Annotated in this window: 13 protein-coding genes; 7 read left to right on the top strand and 6 right to left on the bottom strand. The window is 72.0% G+C overall.

Going from position 1 to position 16,884, the window contains the following annotated elements; all coding sequences use genetic code 11:
• Positions 1-173 precede the first annotated feature (173 nt).
• On the top strand, positions 174-1,460 hold the full coding sequence (locus ACRYR2_RS10880) for an ROK family transcriptional regulator (RefSeq protein WP_432562884.1): 1,287 nt from the start codon (positions 174-176) through the stop codon (positions 1,458-1,460).
• Positions 1,461-1,543: 83 nt separating this feature from the next.
• The gene (locus ACRYR2_RS10875; RefSeq protein ID WP_432562883.1) at positions 1,544-3,013 is read left to right on the top strand and encodes an NCS2 family permease; all 1,470 of its coding nucleotides are present in this window, start codon (positions 1,544-1,546) and stop codon (positions 3,011-3,013) included.
• A 55-nt stretch (positions 3,014-3,068) separates the two neighbouring features.
• On the opposite strand, the gene ACRYR2_RS10870 is transcribed toward ACRYR2_RS10875, so the two are convergent.
• From ACRYR2_RS10870 to rhaI, 4 genes are read right to left on the bottom strand one after another with little or no spacing between them, the layout of a single operon-like run.
• A complete protein-coding gene (locus ACRYR2_RS10870) occupies positions 3,069-4,310 on the bottom strand; it encodes an alpha-hydroxy acid oxidase (RefSeq protein WP_432562882.1) in 1,242 nt (413 codons plus the stop codon).
• Complete coding sequence (locus ACRYR2_RS10865) at positions 4,307-5,734, bottom strand: rhamnulokinase (protein WP_432562881.1); 1,428 nt, start codon at positions 5,732-5,734, stop codon at positions 4,307-4,309. The genes ACRYR2_RS10870 and ACRYR2_RS10865 overlap by 4 nt, the downstream gene beginning before the upstream one ends.
• 11 nt (positions 5,735-5,745) lie before the next feature.
• Entirely contained in the window at positions 5,746-7,797 is a 2,052-nt protein-coding gene (locus ACRYR2_RS10860) for a bifunctional aldolase/short-chain dehydrogenase (protein ID WP_432562880.1), read from the bottom strand.
• On the bottom strand, positions 7,785-8,963 hold the full coding sequence (rhaI, locus tag ACRYR2_RS10855) for an L-rhamnose isomerase (protein ID WP_432562879.1): 1,179 nt from the start codon (positions 8,961-8,963) through the stop codon (positions 7,785-7,787). The genes ACRYR2_RS10860 and rhaI overlap by 13 nt, the downstream gene beginning before the upstream one ends.
• A 360-nt stretch (positions 8,964-9,323) precedes the next feature.
• On the opposite strand from rhaI, the gene ACRYR2_RS10850 reads away from it, so the two are divergent.
• From ACRYR2_RS10850 to ACRYR2_RS10830, 5 genes are all read left to right on the top strand, one after another.
• Entirely contained in the window at positions 9,324-10,613 is a 1,290-nt protein-coding gene (locus ACRYR2_RS10850; RefSeq protein ID WP_432562878.1) for an ABC transporter substrate-binding protein, read from the top strand.
• 88 nt (positions 10,614-10,701) lie between these two features.
• The gene (locus ACRYR2_RS10845) at positions 10,702-11,622 is read left to right on the top strand and encodes a carbohydrate ABC transporter permease (protein ID WP_432562877.1); all 921 of its coding nucleotides are present in this window, start codon (positions 10,702-10,704) and stop codon (positions 11,620-11,622) included.
• A gap of 116 nt (positions 11,623-11,738) precedes the next feature.
• Positions 11,739-12,533: a carbohydrate ABC transporter permease gene (locus ACRYR2_RS10840; RefSeq protein WP_432562990.1), complete on the top strand. Its 795-nt coding sequence runs from the start codon at positions 11,739-11,741 to the stop codon at positions 12,531-12,533.
• Positions 12,534-12,557: 24 nt separating this feature from the next.
• The gene (locus ACRYR2_RS10835; protein WP_432562876.1) at positions 12,558-14,807 is read left to right on the top strand and encodes a family 78 glycoside hydrolase catalytic domain; all 2,250 of its coding nucleotides are present in this window, start codon (positions 12,558-12,560) and stop codon (positions 14,805-14,807) included.
• A gap of 56 nt (positions 14,808-14,863) precedes the next feature.
• On the top strand, positions 14,864-15,718 hold the full coding sequence (locus ACRYR2_RS10830; protein WP_432562875.1) for a M15 family metallopeptidase: 855 nt from the start codon (positions 14,864-14,866) through the stop codon (positions 15,716-15,718).
• On the opposite strand, the gene ACRYR2_RS10825 is transcribed toward ACRYR2_RS10830, so the two are convergent.
• Both ACRYR2_RS10825 and ACRYR2_RS10820 read right to left on the bottom strand, forming a co-directional pair.
• Positions 15,709-16,332 (bottom strand): TetR/AcrR family transcriptional regulator, encoded by a 624-nt coding sequence (locus ACRYR2_RS10825; RefSeq protein WP_432562874.1) that lies wholly within the window; start codon positions 16,330-16,332, stop codon positions 15,709-15,711. The genes ACRYR2_RS10830 and ACRYR2_RS10825 overlap by 10 nt on opposite strands.
• Positions 16,329-16,631, bottom strand: coding sequence for a hypothetical protein (locus tag ACRYR2_RS10820; RefSeq protein WP_432562873.1), 303 nt, complete (start codon positions 16,629-16,631; stop codon positions 16,329-16,331). The genes ACRYR2_RS10825 and ACRYR2_RS10820 overlap by 4 nt, the downstream gene beginning before the upstream one ends.
• Positions 16,632-16,884 lie beyond the last annotated feature (253 nt).

Raw genomic sequence — 16,884 nt, 5'->3', positions numbered from 1 at the left:
CACTCCCTCGTGGCGGTGGCTCGAAACTCTCGGCTGGTGGCGCGGTGCGCCGGAAGGAGCTCCGGTGCACCGATCCGGAAGGAAAGTAAATCCAGTGGATTGACCGTGTCAACGACTTCGGCGCATGATTCTGAGAACGATCCCAACGGGGTCGCCGAGCGCGAGGAGGCGCGGTGCGACGCGGTACGAACCTGCCTTGGGTGGGTGACTACAACCAGGCCGTGGTGCTGGACGGCATCCGGCGCCACCCGGGCACGTCCCGGACGGAGCTGGCCGGGGCCAGCGGACTGACCCTGCAGACGGTCTCCAACATCGTCCGCCGGTTGCTCGACCGCGGGCTGGTGCAGGAGGGGGAGCCGCTGCTGCGCAACGGGTCCCGCCCGGCCGGCCGGACGGCCGGGAAGCCCCGGACCGCGCTGTCGGTGCGGCCCGGAGCGGTGCAGGCGGTGGGTCTGCAGTTCGAACGGGAGCACCTCGACGCCGTCCTGCTCGACCTGTCGGGGGAGGTCCTGACCGTCGACCGGGTGCCGCTGCCCGGGCCGCCCGGCGACGCCGGACGCGCGGTGGACCGCGCGGCGGACGTCGTGCGGGCGCTGCTCGACGGCCGTGGATCGGAGGCGGTGTGCGGGGTCGGGGTCGCCGTGCCGGGGCCGCTCGACTTCGCCGGGCCGGTGCGCAGTTCGGCGATCAACCTGCCCGGCTGGCGCGGGGTGGCGATCGCCGACCTGCTGACCGAGGGCACCGGACTGCCCGTCCTGGTCGAGAACGACGCGACGGCCGCGGCCGTGGGCGACCTGTGGCGGTCGCGGCGGACCGGGCGCAGCTTCCTGTACGTCCACGTCGGCGCGGGCATCGGTGGTGGGGTGGTGGTGCGCGACGAGGTCCTGCGGGGGGAGTCGGGCAACGCCGGGGAGATCGGCCACCTCGTCGTCGACCCGGCCGGTCCCGCCTGCTCGTGCGGGGCCACCGGGTGCCTGGAGGCCGTCGCCGCCCCCGCGGCCGTCGTCACCCGCTACGCCGAACGGGTCGGTCGTCCCGCCGCCCGTCGCGCGGGGCTGCTGCTGGCCGAACGGAGCGTCCTGGACGACCACGACCGGCTCGGGATCCTCGCCGGTCGCGGTGACCAGGCCGCGGCCGCCGTGCTGGAGGCGGCGGCCGACGACATCGCGCGGGTGGTCTTCGGCGTCGTCAACGTCGTCGACGTCAGCGAGGTCGTGCTCGGGGGCAGCGGGTTGCGGCACGCCGGGGACCGGGTGCGCGCAGCGGTCCAGCGCCGGCTCGCCGTGGCGATGGCCCGGGAGGTGCACCCGGTGAGCGTGCGGTTCGGGGAGGCGGGCGAGCAGGCCGGCGCGCTGGGCGCCGCGAGCGCGGTGCTGCACGAGGCGCTGTCGTCCACCTGGGCCGGGGTGCACGTGCCGGCCCGGGAGATCGTGATCTCCCCGGTGGCCCCGGTGCACTGAGCCGGACCCCGGCGGGTCTGGCAGGATCGGCCCGGCTCCAAAGGCGCGGCCACCCGCAGAGCCCGTTCAACCCAGAGGTCCCGATGGCCGACACCGCCGCCCGCCCGTCCGCGCTCGACCGCTTCTTCGAGATCAGCGCCAGGGGTTCCACCGTCGGCCGCGAGATCCGTGGCGGCCTGGCCACCTTCTTCACGATGGCCTACATCGTCGTGCTCAACCCGTTGATCATCGGGACCCAGCCGGACGGCACGGGCCGCTACCTCGGCGGCGGGGACGCCCCCGACCTGGCCGCCGTCGCGGCGGGCACGGCCCTGGTGGCCGGTGTCGTGACGCTGCTCATGGGGTTCGTCGCGAACTACCCGCTGGCGCTGGCGACCGGCCTGGGTCTCAACGCGTTCCTCGCGTTCGGCGTCGCCAGCCTGCCCGACATGACGTGGGCCGACGCCATGGGACTGGTCGTCATCGAGGGCCTGGTGATCCTGGTGCTCGTGCTGACCGGCCTGCGCGAGGCGGTGTTCCGTGCGGTGCCGGCCCCGCTGAAGACGGCGATCAGCGTCGGGATCGGCCTGTTCATCACCATCGTCGGCCTGGTCGACGCCGGGTTCGTCCGCTCCGGCAGCGGCACCCCGCTCGAGCTGGGCATCGGCGGGTTCCTCGCCGGCTGGCCCACGCTGGTGTTCGTCGTCGGCCTGCTGCTGATGATCGTGCTCATGGCCCGCGGCGTGCGCGGCGCCATCCTCGGCGGCATCGTCGCCGCGACGGTGCTGGCCCTGGTCGTCGAGGCGATCGCGCACCTGGGCCCGCGGACGGGGGCCGACGGGTCGGTCGTCAACCCGCGGGCCTGGGGGCTGAACGTCCCGGCCCTGCCCGAGCAGTGGGTCTCGGCCCCCGACTTCGCCACCCTCGGGCAGTTCTCCCTGCTCGGCTCGTTCGAGCGCATCGGCTGGGTGACCGTCGTCCTGCTCGTCTTCACCCTGCTGCTGGCGGACTTCTTCGACACCATGGGCACCGTCGTGGCCATCGGCGCCGAGGGCGAGCTGCTGGACGCGGACGGCAACCCGCCGCGCATGCGCCGCATCCTCGTCGTCGACTCCCTGGCCGCGGCCGCCGGTGGCGCCGGGGGCGTGTCCAGCAACACGAGCTTCATCGAGTCGGCCACCGGTGTCGGCGAAGGAGCGCGGACGGGGCTGGCCAGCGTCGTCACCGGTGTGGCGTTCCTGCTCACGACGTTCCTGGCGCCGGCCGTCTCGATCGTTCCCTACGAGGCGGCCACCCCGGCCCTCGTCGTCGTCGGCTTCCTCATGATGACCCAGGTCAAGGGCATCGACTGGGCCGACCTCGAGATCGCCCTGCCGGCGTTCCTGACCATCGTGCTCATGCCGTTCACCTACTCGATCAGCGCGGGCATCGGCGCGGGGTTCGTCGCCTTCGTCGTGCTGAAGGTGGCGCGCGGCAAGGCGCGGCTCGTGCACCCGGTGATGTGGATCGTCGCGGCGCTGTTCGTCGTCTACTTCGGCATCGACCCGCTCAAGCAGGCGCTCGGCGTCGCCTGACCAGCCCCCCGGTGACCGTGCACGGGGAACCGTGCACGGTCACCGGGGAGTCGGCTCAGGGGTGGGGGACCGCCCGCGGGACCAGGCGTTGCAGCTGGGTGACGTGGGCAGGGGTCAGTTCGGCGACGCTGCCCACCTCCAGCAGCCGCATGGTGCGGCTGACCTGCTCGGACAGGATCGCGATGGCGCGGTCCACGCCCTGGCGGCCGCCGGCCATCAGCCCGTACAGGTAGGCCCGCCCCACGAGGGTGAACTTGGCGCCCAGCGCGATCGAGGCCACGACGTCGGCGCCGTTCATGATGCCGGTGTCCAGGGCGACCTCGGTGTGGTGGCCGACCTCCTTGACGACGGCGGGCAGCAGGTGGAAGGGGATGGGGGCGCGGTCCAGCTGCCGGCCGCCGTGGTTGGACAGGACGATGCCGTCCACGCCCAGGTCGGTGAGCCTCTTGGCGTCGGGGACGTTCTGGACGCCCTTGACGACCAGCTTGCCCGGCCACATGGCGCGGATGGTGGCCAGGTCGTCGTAGTCGATGGAGGGGTCCATCGCGTAGTCCAGCAGCTCACCCACGGTGCCGCCGGTCTCGGTCAGGGAGGCGAACTCCAACTTCTGCGTGGTGAGGAAGTCGAACCACCACCAGGGCCGGGGGATGGCGTCCAGGATGGTGGAGGCGGTCAGCTGCGGTGGGATGGAGAAGCCGTTGCGCTTGTCGCGCAGCCGGGCCCCGGCGATGGGGGTGTCGACGGTGAACATGAGGGTGTCGAAGCCGGCGGCGGCGGCGCGCTCGACCAGCCCGTAGCTGATCTCCCGCTTGCGCATGACGTACAGCTGGAACCAGTTGCGGCCGGTGGGGTTGGCCGCCTTGACGCCCTCGATGGTGGTGGTGCCCAGGGTCGACAGGGTGAAGGGGATGCCGGCCGCCCCGGCGGCGCCGGCTCCGGCGACCTCGCCCTCGGACTGCATGAGGCGGGTGAAGCCGGTGGGGGCGATGCCGAAGGGCATCGCGGAGGGGCCGCCGAAGACGGTGGTGGAGGTGTCGACCTCGGAGACGTCGTGCAGGATCGAGGGGTGGAACTCCACGTCGGTGAAGGCCTGCCGGGCCCGGGCCAGGGAGATCTCCCCTTCGGCGGCGCCCTCGGTGTAGTCGAAGGCGGCTTTGGGGGTGCGGCGCTTGGCGATGCGGCGCAGGTCCTCGATGGTCAGGGCCGACTGCAGGCGGCGGTTCCTGGCGTTGAGTTCGGGCTTCTTGAACTGGATGAGGTCCAGCAGCTCACGGGGATCGGGGACCTGACGCTTCACGACACTCCTGCGGGGGTGTTTCGGGGGGTGAACACGGGGAGCTCGGCAGTCTGCCGGACGAGGGCGCGCAGCGTCTCCAGCGACCCCTGCAGATCACCGGCCGCCCGGGCCTGGACGAGGACGTTGCCGAGGGCGGTCGCCTCGACGGGACCGGCCACCACGGGCAGTCCGCACGCGTTCGCGGTGAGCTGGCACAGCAACCCGTTGCGGGCACCGCCACCGACGAGGTGGACGGCGCGGACGTCGTGGCCGGACAGCCGGACGGCGTCGCGCACGGTGCGGGCGAACGCGTCGGCCAGGCTGTCGAGCACGCAGCGCACGACCTCGGCCCGTCCCGCCGGTGGCCGACGGTCGGTCACCGCGGCGCGGACCCGGTCGACCATCGGCCCGGGCGCCAGGAACACCGGGGCGTCGATGTCGACGACCGGGCCACCGGCGGGGACGTCGGCCGCGGCGGCCAGGAGCTCACCGAGGTCGGCACGCCCCTCGCGTTCCCACTCGGCCACGCACTGCTGCAGCACCCACAGCCCCATGACGTTGCGCAGGTAGCGGATGCGGCCGTCGACACCGCGTTCGTTGGTGAAGTTCGCGGCGAACGACTCCCCGGACAGCACCGGGTGCTCGAGTTCGACGCCGACCAGCCCCCACGTGCCGCACGCGATGTAGGCGAACTGCTCGTCGGCGGCGGGAACGCCGACGACGGCCGAGGCGGTGTCGTGCGAGCCGACCGCGACCAGGGTGGTCGCCGGCGACAGGCCGGTGTCGGCCAGCACGTCCGCGCGCAGCCCGCCGAGCACCGCGCCGGGGTCGTGGACCGGGGGCAGCAGCGAGGCGCGGATCCCGGCCAGGGTGACGAGGTCGTCGGCCCAGCGCCCGGTCCGCACGTCGGCCAACCCGGTGGTCGAGGCGTTGGTCGCCTCGGCGCCCTGGACGCCGCTGAGCCAGTAGCCGATGAGGTCCGGCAGCAGGAGCAGCCGCTCGGCGACGTCGAGCAGCGGGCCCCCGGCCTCGGCGATCAGCTGGTAGACCGTCGTGAACGGCAGGTGCTGCAAGCCGTTGCGCCGGTACAGCTGCGAACCCGGGACCCGGGCGAGGACGCGGTCGGCGACGCCGTCGGTGCGTGCGTCGCGGTAGTGCCGGGGAGTTCCCAGCAGCGTGCCGTCGGCGGCCAGCAGACCGTAGTCGACGGCCCAGGTGTCGACCGCCACCGTCGCGGCGTCGGGGGAACGGCGGGCCACCGCGCGCAGCCCGGTGCGGATCTGCTGCCACAACCCGACGGCGTCGGTGAACAGGGACCCGGCGACGGGCACGGGGCCGTTGGGGAAGCGGTGGACCTCGGCGAGTTCCAGCGTCCCCGCCGCGGCCGTGCCGACCATGACACGGCCGCTGGAGGCCCCCAGGTCCACGGCGATGTGGACGGACATCGACGGAACTCCTATCGCAGGAAGGCGGCGGCGACGCCGGCGTCGACGGGGACGTGCAGACCGGTGGTATGCGACAACTCGCCCCCGGTCAGGACGAACACCGCGTTCGCGACGTGCTCGGGCAGGACCTCGCGCTTGAGCAGGGTCCGCTGGGCGTAGAACTTCCCGAGTTCCTCCTCGGGGATGCCGTAGGTCGCCGCGCGCTGGGCGCCCCAGCCGCCGGCGAAGATCCCCGACCCGCGCACCACCCCGTCGGGGTTGACGCCGTTGACCTTGATGCCGTGCTCGCCCAGCTCGGCGGCCAGCAACCGGACCTGGTGGGCCTGGTCGGCCTTGACCGCGGAGTAGGCGATGTTGTTCGGCCCGGCGAACACCGAGTTCTTCGAGGCGATGTAGACGATGTCCCCGCCCAGCCCCTGACTGATGAGCACCCGCGCGGCGGCCTGGGAGACCAGGAAGGAACCCTTGGCCATGACGTCGTGCTGCAGGTCCCAGTCCTTCTCGGTGGTCTCCAGCAGCGGTTTGGAGATCGACAGGCCGGCGTTGTTGACGATGAGGTCCAGACCGCCGAAGGCCAGCACGGCCTCGTCGATCGCGGCCTTGACCGCGTCGGGGTTCGACACGTCGGCGGCCACGCCGATCGCGACGTCGCTCGAGCCCAGCTCCTTGGCCGCTTGTCGGGCCTTGGTCAGGTCCAGGTCGGCGACGACGACGCAGGCGCCCTCGGCGGCCAGCCGGGTGGCGATGGCCTTGCCGATGCCGGAGGCGGCGCCGGTGACCAGCGCGATGCGGGTGGCCAGCGGCCTGGGCTTCGGCATGCGCTGGAGCTTGGCCTCCTCCAGGGCCCAGTACTCGATGCGGAACTTCTCCGCCTCCTCGATCGGGGCGTAGGTGGAGACGCCTTCGGCGCCGCGCATCACGTTGATCGCGTTGACGTAGAACTCCCCGGCCACCCGGGCGGTCTGGGCGTCCTTGCCGTAGGAGAACATCCCGACTCCCGGCACCAGGACGATGAGCGGGTCGGCGCCGCGGATGGCGGGGGAGTCGGGGGTGGCGTGCCGGTCGTAGTAGGCCTGGTAGTCCACCCGGTACTGCTCGTGCAGCTCACGCAGCCGGGTGATCGCCGCATCCAGGTCGGCGGTGGCCGGCAGGTCCAGCACCAGGGGTTTGACCTTGGTGCGCAGGAAGTGGTCCGGGCAGGAGGTTCCGAGCGCCGCCAGCCGGGGGTGCTGCTCGCGGGACAGGAAGTCCAGCACCACCTCCGCGTCGGTGAAGTGCCCGACCTGCGGTGCGTCGTGCGAAGCGATCCCACGGATCACCGGGGCCAGCGCCGCGGCCCGGGCCCGCCGCTCGTCCTGCGGCAGCGGCTCGTAGCCGTGCAGGACCGGGCCGAACGGCTCGGCCACCGAGTTGGCCGTCAGGTATGCCTGGGCGGTCTCGATGATCCACCGCGAGTTGGCCTCGGCCTCGGCCGAGGTGTCGCCCCAGGCGGTGATGCCGTGCCCGCCCAGGATCGTGCCGATCGCTTGCGGGTTCGCCTCCTTGATCGCGGCGATGTCCAGGCCGAGCTGGAAGCCGGGGCGGCGCCAGGGGACCCAGACGACCTTGTCGCCGAAGACCTTGGCGGTCAGGTCCGGGCCGTCGGCGGCGCAGGCGATCGCGATGCCGGCGTCGGGGTGGAGGTGGTCCACGTGCGCGGCATCGACCAGGGCGTGCATGGCGGTGTCGATCGAGGGCGCCGCGCCGCCCTTGCCGTGCAGGCAGTAGTCGAACGCGGCGACCATCTCGTCCTCGCGCTCCACCCCGGGGTAGACGTCCCTCAGCGCCTGGACGCGGTCCAGCCGCAGGACGGCCAGGCCCTGCTCGGTCAGCGTGCCCAGGTCCCCGCCGGAACCCTTGACCCACAGCAGTTCCACGTCGGCACCCGTGACCGGGTCGGTCGCCGTGCCCTTGGCGGAGGTGTTGCCGCCGGCGTAGTTGGTGAACCGCGGATCCGCGCCCAGCCGGTTGGACCGCTGGAGGAGTTCCGTGACGGTGCTGCTGACCGTGCTCATGCTCCCCATCCCGCCTGCTGGCCACCGACGCGGTCGGTGGCGACCTGCTGCAGGTACCCGGAGGCCTTGAACGCGGCCATCGGGTCCGGGGCCAGGCCCATCGACTCGCGCAGCTCGGCCAGCAACGGCCGCACGTCGGTGTGGTAGGCGTCCATGAACACGTCGTTGGCGCCCAGGACGTCCCCGGCGTGCTGCGCGGCAGTCAGCGCCTCGCGGTCGACCAGCAGGGCCTTGGCGGTGGCGGCCTGGACGTTGGTGACCGAGCGGATCTGGCCGGGGATCTTCTCCTCGACGTTGTGGCACTGGTCCAGCATGAAGTTCACCCCGCTCGAGGGCTTCAGGGCGTCGGCGCGGACGATCTCGTACATGATCCGGAACAGCTGGAACGGGTCGGCCGCCCCGGCCATCAGGTCGTCGTCGGCGTAGAAGCGGGAGTTGAAGTCGAACGCCCCCAGCCTCCCAGCCCGCAGCAACTGCACCACGATGAACTCGATGTTGGTGCCCGGGGCGTGGTGACCGGTGTCCAGCACCACCTTGGCCCGCTCGCCCAGGGCCAGGCAGTGCAGCAGCGAGGTGCCCCAGTCGGGGATGTCGGTGGCGTAGAAGGCCGGCTCGAAGAACTTGTACTCCAGCACCAGCCGGTGGTCGTCGTCCAGCAGGGCGTAGATCTGCTGCAGCGACTCGGCCAGGCGTTCCTGACGGTCGCGCAGGTCGTCCTGGCCGGGGTAGTTGATGCCGTCGGGCAGCCACAGCTTCAGCTCCTTCGAGCCCGTGGCGCGCATGACCTCCACGCACTCGGCGTGGTGGGCGATCGCCTTGGCGCGCACCTTCGCGTCCGGGTGGGTCAGGGAGCCGAACTTGTAGTCGTCGTCCTGGAACAGGTTCGAGTTGATCATGCCGATCGCCACGCCGGAGTCGGCGGCGTGGGCGGCGAGCTTGCCGTAGTCGTCGACGAGGTCCCAGGGGATGTGCAGGGAGACGCGGGGGGCGATGCCGGTGTACTGGTGCACCTGCGCGGCGTCGCTGATCTTCTCGAACGGGTCGCGCGGGGTACCGGGGGTGCCGAACACCTTGAACCGGGTGCCGGAGTTCCCGAACGCCCAGGAAGGTAGTTCGATGGTCTGCTCGCGCAGCGCGGCGAGAGCTCGTGCGCGGGTGTGTTCGGGGATCGTCATGGTCGCCTCACTCCAGGTCACTCCACTCCGTCGGGGGGTGGAACCACCGTAGACCGTCTTTGACACGTTTCACAAGCTGCCCGCGCCGAAGTCGCCGCGGCGGGTCGTCCTGCTCCGACCGACCTCATCCGTCGTCGGTAAGCGTTGTCCCGGCTGTTCTGCAGGAACGTCCGTCGGAAAAGAAGTCGCGGGGACCTTGACTCATCCGCCTGGACCTCCCCAAACTCGGGCTACCGCGTTGAATCGTGTCAGGCGGTGAAGCACCGGCACGGCCGCCGGTCCGTGGTCTCGAAGAGGAGACGATCAGTGACACGCACCATCCGTTCCACGAGTCCCTTGCGACGCGCCCTCGCTCTCGCGGTGGCCCTCACCCTGGCCCCCCTGACGGCCTGCAGCGCCGGCAGCCTCGGCTCCTCCGACGACGGCGGCGAGGGCGGCGAGGGAGGTACGACGATCACCTGGTTGACCGGCAGCGACCAGGACGACCAGCTCCGCGCCCAGGCCGTCGTCGAGGCCTTCAACGAGCAGCACCCGGACATCACCGTGAACATCGAGGGCCGGCCCGGCGGTGGTGAGGGCGACAACCTCGTCAAGACCCGCCTGCAGACCGGCAGCATGGCCGACATCTTCAACTACAACTCGGGCTCGCTGTTCCAGCAGATCGCCCCGGCCAACAACCTCACCCCGGTGGAGGACGACACCGCCGGCAAGGTCGACGACGCCTTCGTGCCGCAGGTGTCGGTGGGCGAGGACGTCTACGGCGTGCCCTACGGCAACGCCTTCGGCGGTGGCGTCATGTACAACCGCCGGGTCTTCGAGCAGGTCGGCGTGCAGGTTCCCCGGACCTGGGCGGAGTTCATCGCCGTCGCGGAGCAGATCAAGGCGGCCGGCATCGCGCCCGTCATCCAGACGTACCAGGACACCTGGACCTCGCAGCTGTTCGTGCTCGGCGACTTCCACAACGTCAGCGCCGCCGAGCCGAACTGGGCCGAGGACTACACCGCCAACCGAGCCAAGTACGCCGGTGACCCGGTCGCCATCCGGGGTTTCGAGCACCTGCAGGAGGTGCACGACAAGCAACTGCTGAACGCCGACTTCGCCTCGGCGGGTCTCGAGGACGGCATGCGCCTGCTGGCGGACGGCCGGGGGGCCATGTACCCCATGCTCAGCGGCAACATCAGCACGCTGCAGGTCGTCGCGCCCGAGGCCGTCGAGGACGTCGGTTTCTTCGCCCTGCCCGGCGACGACCCCGCCACCAACGGGCTCACGGCCTGGTACCCCGACGGCCTGTACATCCCCAAGACCACCGAGGGCGACAAGCTCGAGGCGGCACGTCAGCTGCAGGACTTCCTCACCACCCCCGAAGGATGCGCCGCACTGGTGGCCGAGGTCTCGCCGACCGGGCCCTTCCTCGCCGAGGGCTGCGAACTGCCCGAGGACGTGCCCCCGGTGACCACGGACGTGCAGGCTTACTTCGACCAGGATGCGCAGTCCCCGGCGCTGGAGTTCCTCTCGCCGGTGAAGGGGCCCAGCCTGGAGCAGATCACGGTGGAGATCGGGTCGGGCATCCGCTCGGCCGCCGACGGTGCCGCCCTGTACGACCAGGACGTCGAGAAGCAGGCTCAGCAGCTCGGCCTCGAAGGTTGGTGAGACCCGGCCGGCGCGGAACACCGATGTCCCGCCCGGTACACCCGCACCCGCTCCGGTCCCCGCGACCGGAACGGGTCCACCACAGGAGGTGACCCGCGTGGCCACGACAGTCGCACCACCCCGCGCGCGTCCCGGCGTCCCGGCGACGCGGCGGCGGCGCAGTCCCTACCCCGGGTGGTTCTACCTGCCTGCCGCGATCGTCTACGGGGTCCTGTTCCTCGTGCCGACGTTCGCCTCGTTCTACTTCGCCCTCACCCGCTGGACGGTCTTCGACTCCCAGTTCATCGGACTCGACAACTTCGTCCAGTTCTTCAGCGAGCCGGCGCTGACGCGGGGTTTCGTCAACACCTTCGTCTACGCGGTCATCACCTCCGGCGCCAAGGTCGTGCTCGGCCTGGCCCTGGGCATGCTGCTGACCTCGCAGATCGTGGGCCGCGGTTACCTGCGCGCCGTCGTGTTCTTCCCCGTCCTGGTCTCGACCGTCGGCGTCGGCATCACCTTCCAGGTGCTCATGGACCCGACCCGGGGCGCGATCAACTCCGCGCTGGCCGTGTTCGGGATCGACGGGCCGGGGTGGCTCGTCGACCCCTCGATCGCCCTGCTGTCGGTCGCGCTCGTCGACGTCTGGAAGGGCGTCGGGCTGGCCACGCTCATCTACATGGCCGGCATCGTCTCCATCCCGCGCGAGTACCACGAGGCCGCCCGGGTCGACGGCGCCGGGTCGTGGACGCTGTTCCGGAACGTCATCTTCCCGCTGTCGTGGCCGGCCACCTCGACGGTCGTCACCCTGTCCCTCATCGGCGGGTTGCGGTCCTTCGACCTCATCTGGACGATGACTCGCGGCGGCCCGGGGTTCACCTCCGACGTCATCGCCTCGGTCATCTACAAGCAGTACCAGGCCGGTTTCTACGGGTTGTCGACCGCGGGCAACGTCATCCTGTTCATCGCCGTGACGGCCATCGTCCTGCCGCTGACGCGGTTCCTGGCCCGCCGGGAGGTGGAGTTGTGAGTTCCACGGTCGCCCCGGTGGACGGGACCGACGCGCGGGGAACCGATGCCCCGGTGGCCCGTGGTGGTCGCGTCGGTGGTGCCCGCGCCGCCCTCTACCGCTACGGCGTCGGCGGCCTGGCCATCGTCGTCAGCGTCGTCGTCTTCGTCGTGCCGTTCGTCTTCATCCTGCTCGTCGCCCTCATGGACGCCCAGCAGGCCTCGGAACTGCGGTTCGCCCTGCCGGAGGAGTTCCGGCTCTGGCAGAACCTCGTGGAGGTGGTGCAGGCCCGCGACTACATCCTCGTCATCGCCTTCATCAACTCCACGGTGCTCACCGTCACCAGCGTGACGCTGCTGGTGGTGCTGGGCGCCATGGTCGCCTTCGTCCTGCAGCGCCGGGCGACGCGCTGGAACGGGCTGATCAACTTCCTGGTGCTCAGTGGGCTGATCATGCCGCCGGCCGTCGTCCCGACGATCTGGGTGCTGCAGCGGCTCGGGTTGTTCGCCACGATGCCCGGGCTCATCCTCGTCGAGGTCGCGTTCGGCCTGTCCTTCACCATCCTGCTGTTCCGCGCCTTCATCTCCGGCATCCCGCGAGAACTCGACGAGGCGGCCGTCCTCGACGGAGCCGGCCCGCTGCGCCTGTTCTTCCAGGTGGTCCTGCCGCTGCTGCGCCCCGTGCTGGTCACGGTCGTCCTGGTGCAGTCGGTCAACGTCTTCAACGACTTCCAGACACCGCTGTACTTCCTGCCCGGTGACGCCGGGGCCACGGTCCAGCTGACGCTGTTCAACTTCCAGAGCCAGGACCTGACGTCCTACAACCTGCTGTTCATGGACATCCTGCTCATCACCGTCCCACCGCTGGTCATGTACCTGTTCTTCAACCGCCAGATCGTCGCCGGCATGACGTCCGGCGCCGTCAAGGGCTGAAACCGAACCTGGAGGAACCACTCGATGTCCCCACGCTGGCACGCAGCGATGATCGCCGCCGACGAGGTGCAGCAGGCGCCCCTGCTGCGCACCCGGTTCACCCTCGACGACGGCCACGGGGAGGTGGTCTCGGCCGTCCTGCACCTGACCGCCCTCGGGGTGGTGGAACCTCACCTCGACGGGAGCCCGGTGGGGGAGGACGTCCTGACCCCGGGCTGGAGCAGCTACGAGTGGCGGCTGCGCTACGTCAGCCACGACGTCACGGCGCGACTCACCCCGGGCGAGCACGTGCTCGGACTGGCGACGGGCAAGGGGTGGGCCGTCGGCCGGCTCGCCTGGAGCGGGCACTCCGGGCTGTACTCGAAGGAGATCGGCGCGTTCGCCCAGCTCGAGGTGCGGTTCGCCGACGGCCACGAACAGGTCGTCGCCACCGGACCTGACTGGCAGGCCCGGCCGTCGGCGGTGCTGGCGGACGAGATCTACGACGGCCAGACGATCGACGCCCGGCTGCGCGAGCCGCGTTGGGCCGCGGTCGACGGCCCCGCCGAGGGCTGGAGCGGCGTGCACGCCCTGGAGTTCGACACCGGCCGGCTCACCGAGCTCGTCGGCCCGCCCGTCCGCCGGCAGGAGGTCGTGCGACCCGTCGCCGTCACGACCTCGCCCAGCGGCAGGACGCTGGTCGACTTCGGGCAGAACCTCGTCGGCTGGCTGCGGTTCACCGTGACCGGCGAGGCCGGAACGACGATCACCGTCAGGCACGCGGAGGTCCTCGAGCACGGGGAACTCGGGACCCGGCCGCTGCGCACCGCCGAGGCCACCGACCGGTTCGTGCTGTCGGGCGAGCAGGACACCTTCGAACCCACGTTCACCTTCCACGGGTTCCGGTACGCCGAGGTCGACGGCTGGCCCGGCGAGCTCACCACCGACGACCTCGAGGCCGTCGTCGTGCACTCCCAGCTGACCCGCACCGGGGAGTTCGAGTGCTCCCACGAACTGGTCAACCAGCTGCACCGCAACGTCGTGTGGGGGACCAAGGGCAACTTCCTGGACGTCCCGACCGACTGCCCGCAACGCGACGAGCGGCTGGGGTGGACCGGTGACCTCGCGGTCTTCGGGCCCAGTGCGGCTTACCTGTTCGACGTGTCGGCGTTCCTGCGCGACTGGCTGCGCGACCTGGACGCCGAGCAGGCCCACAACCAGGGGATCACCCCGTACGTCGTCCCGGACGTGCTGAAGTTCTCCCCGCCGAAGGCGTTCCGGGGAACCCCGGACACGACCTGCTTCTGGTCCGACGTCGCGGTCTGGCTGCCCTGGACGTTGTGGCAGGCCTACGGCGACCGCGACGCCCTGGCCGAGTCCTACCCCGCCGCCGCCGCGCACGTGCGCCGCGTTGCCTCGCTCCTGTCGCCGACGGGTCTGTGGGACACCGGGTTCCAGTTCGCCGACTGGCTGGACCCGGACGCCCCGCCGGACGACCCGGCCGCGGCCAAGGCCGACAAGGGCGTCGTCTCCACCGCTGCGGCCTACCGCAGCGCGCGCACCCTGACCGACATCGCCCGCGTGCTGGGTCACACGCAGGACGCGGAGGAGTTCGACGCCCTGGCCCACCGGCTGCGGCAGGCCTTCGGTGAGCACTACGTCGAGGAGGACGGCAGGGTCCAGTCCGACTGCGCCACCGTCTACGCCCTGGCGATCGAGTTCGGCCTGCTCGAGGGCGAACTGCGCCGGCGCGCCGGCGACCGGCTGGCCGAGCTCGTGGCCAAGGCCGGCTACCGGGTCTCCACCGGGTTCGCCGGCACCCCGTACGTCACCGACGCGCTCACGTCGACCGGCCACCTGGAGGAGGCGTACCGGCTGCTGCTGGAGGAGGGCTGCCCGTCGTGGCTGTACCCGGTGACGATGGGGGCGACCACCATCTGGGAACGCTGGGACTCGATGCTGCCCGACGGCACCATCAACCCCGGCCAGATGACCAGCTTCAACCACTACGCCCTCGGTGCGGTCGCCGACTGGCTGCACCGCGTCGTCGCCGGCATCTCCCCGCTGGAACCCGGCTACGCCCGGTCGCTGATCGCCCCGCAGCCCGGCGGTGGGCTGAGCTGGGCGCGGGGGGCGCTGCAGACCCCGCACGGCCGGCTGGCCGTGCACTGGCGCGACGAGCCGACCGGCTTCAGCGTCGACGTCACCGTTCCCGAGGGCACCACCGCGGTGCTGCGGCTGCCGGACGGGGCGGAGCGGGAACTGACGGCGGGTGAACACAGCATCACCGCGTGAGTGATCTTCCGGCGCGGCGCGCGGGCCCCGCGCGCCGCGCTGGAAGAATCACCGGCATGACCGACACGGACCGGAGGCGGCGATCCCCGTTCGCCCCCGAGGTCCTGCCCGACGGCACCCGCCGGTTCAGCCGCGACAGCGTCGTGGCGCGGCGGGCCCTGCTCGTCGGCCTCGTCGCGGCCGGGGTGAGCGGCGGCGTCCTGGTGACCCAGCTGGGAACGGGTGGCACCGGGGCGGTCGTCGACCCGGCGGCGCAGGACTCCCTCCCGGCGGCGGCCGCGGCTCCGGCTCCCACTCCGGCTCCCACTTCCGCCGCCTCGCCCCAGGCGCCGGTGTTCTCCACGACCGAGGCCGCCAGCCCGTGGGTCGTCGTCAACAAGCAGCACCCGCTGAACCCCATCGACTACGCCCCGGCGCTGGCCGTGGTGGGCGGCCGGGAGGTCGCGGCCGTCATCGCCGGCGACCTGCAGGCGCTGCTGGACGCCGCCGCGGCCGACGGCGTGGCGTTGAGCGTCACCAGCGGGTACCGCTCCTACGACCGGCAGCGGTCGGTGCACGACAGCGCGGTGGCCCGCAACGGCCTGGAGAGCGCCGAGAGCCTGTCGGCCCGGCCGGGCTTCAGCGAGCACCAGACCGGCCTGGCCGTCGACTTCGGCGGCAGCAGCCGACCGGGCTGCCTGCTGGAGAACTGCTTCGGCCAGACGCCGGAGTCGGCGTGGCTGCAGGCGAACGCCGGGCGGTTCGGGTTCCTGCTGCGCTACCCCGACGGGCTGACCGGCATCACCGGGTACGACCCCGAACCCTGGCACTGGCGCTGGGTGGGGACCGACCTGCTCGGGCAGATGGCCGGTCGGGGTGTGGCCACGCTGGAGGAGTTCTTCGGGATCTCCGGCGGCACGGCCTACGCCTGATCCCCGCCCGTGGGCAGGGGCCCGGTGAGGTAGCGCTGGATGGCCGGGGCCAGGACGGCGACCAGTTCCTCGGTCTCCAGGTCCGCCAGCGGCGGCACCCGCAGCACGTAGCGCGCGACGGCCGTACCGAGCAGGTGGGAGACGGCCAGCGTGGTGCGCAGCTCGGAGGACTCCACGCCCAGGTTCGGTGCGACCCGGCTCAGGACCCGGCCGCGCAGGAACTCGCGCAGCAACCCCGCCGCCCGCTCGCTGCCGACCGCCGAGCGGAACACCGCCAGCAGTGGCGCCGACGTCTCCGGGTCCTCCCACAGGCCGAGGTAGACGCGCGCGACACGCTCCCCGAGCCCGTCGTGGTCACCGGCCAGGGCGGCCAGCACCCGGTCCAGGGCGGCGGAGGGGAAGTCGACGGTGGCGGCGAACAACTCGTCCTTGCTGCCGTGGAAGTGCCGGATCAGCGCGGGGTCGACCCCGGCGGCCGCGGCGATGGTCCGCATCGTCGCGCCGCGGTAGCCGTGGATGGCGAACTGCTCGCGGGCCGCCTGCAGGATCGCGGCGCGGGTGCCGCTGTCGCCGCGCCGCCGACCGCTGGGCCGCCTGGCGAGTTCGTCGGTCACGTCTCCTCCTCGAACGTTGACTTCCTCATCTGAGGATATCTACGGTTGGGGAACTGCGGTGCTGCAGTCGGTCGCTGAGGAGTCGTCATGTCCGAGATGTCGAAGATCCGTACCAGCGCGTCCCACCGTCCCACCGGCCACCCGCCGCGCACTCTGACCGCGGTGCTCGTGGCCCTGATCGCCCTGCCGGTCGTGGTGGCCACCCTCTTCACCGCCCTGGCCCTGCCCGCCGCCAAGTCGGCCCCGCACGCGGTGCCGGTCGGCGCGGCCGGGCCGCCGCCGGCGGTCGCGGCGGTCACGACCGGACTGGTGCGGCAGGACCCCGACGCCTTCGCCCCGCGGACCTATCCCGACGCCGCCGCACTGCGGGCCGCCGTGCTCGACCGGGAGGTCTACGGCGGGATCGTCGTCGAGCCCTCCGGGCCCCGCGTGCTGACCGCTTCGGGCGGCAGCCCGGGGGGGGGGGGGGGGGGGGGGGGGGGGGGGGGGGGGGGGGGGGGGGGGGGGGGGGGGGGGGGGGGGGGGGGGGGGGGGGGGGGGGGGGGGGGGGGG

Origin of the sequence: Kineococcus deserti (genome assembly GCF_050871945.1) — a bacterium.
In the GTDB taxonomy this organism is placed as follows: Bacteria; Actinomycetota; Actinomycetes; order Actinomycetales; family Kineococcaceae; genus Kineococcus.
The sequence above is the reverse complement of the archived record's forward strand: the minus strand, read 5'-3'. Positions and strand labels throughout refer to the sequence as shown.

Excerpts from the sequence above, each read along its gene's own strand:
- ACRYR2_RS10875 (WP_432562883.1), top strand. The coding sequence starts at position 1,544 with ATGGCCGACACCGCCGCCCGCCCGTCCGCGCTCGACCGCTTCTTCGAG.
- ACRYR2_RS10865 (WP_432562881.1), bottom strand. The coding sequence starts at position 5,734 with ATGTCCGTCCACATCGCCGTGGACCTGGGGGCCTCCAGCGGCCGTGTC.
- ACRYR2_RS10860 (WP_432562880.1), bottom strand. The coding sequence starts at position 7,797 with ATGGGGAGCATGAGCACGGTCAGCAGCACCGTCACGGAACTCCTCCAG.
- rhaI (WP_432562879.1), bottom strand. The coding sequence starts at position 8,963 with ATGACGATCCCCGAACACACCCGCGCACGAGCTCTCGCCGCGCTGCGC.
- ACRYR2_RS10835 (WP_432562876.1), top strand. The coding sequence starts at position 12,558 with ATGTCCCCACGCTGGCACGCAGCGATGATCGCCGCCGACGAGGTGCAG.
- ACRYR2_RS10830 (WP_432562875.1), top strand. The coding sequence starts at position 14,864 with ATGACCGACACGGACCGGAGGCGGCGATCCCCGTTCGCCCCCGAGGTC.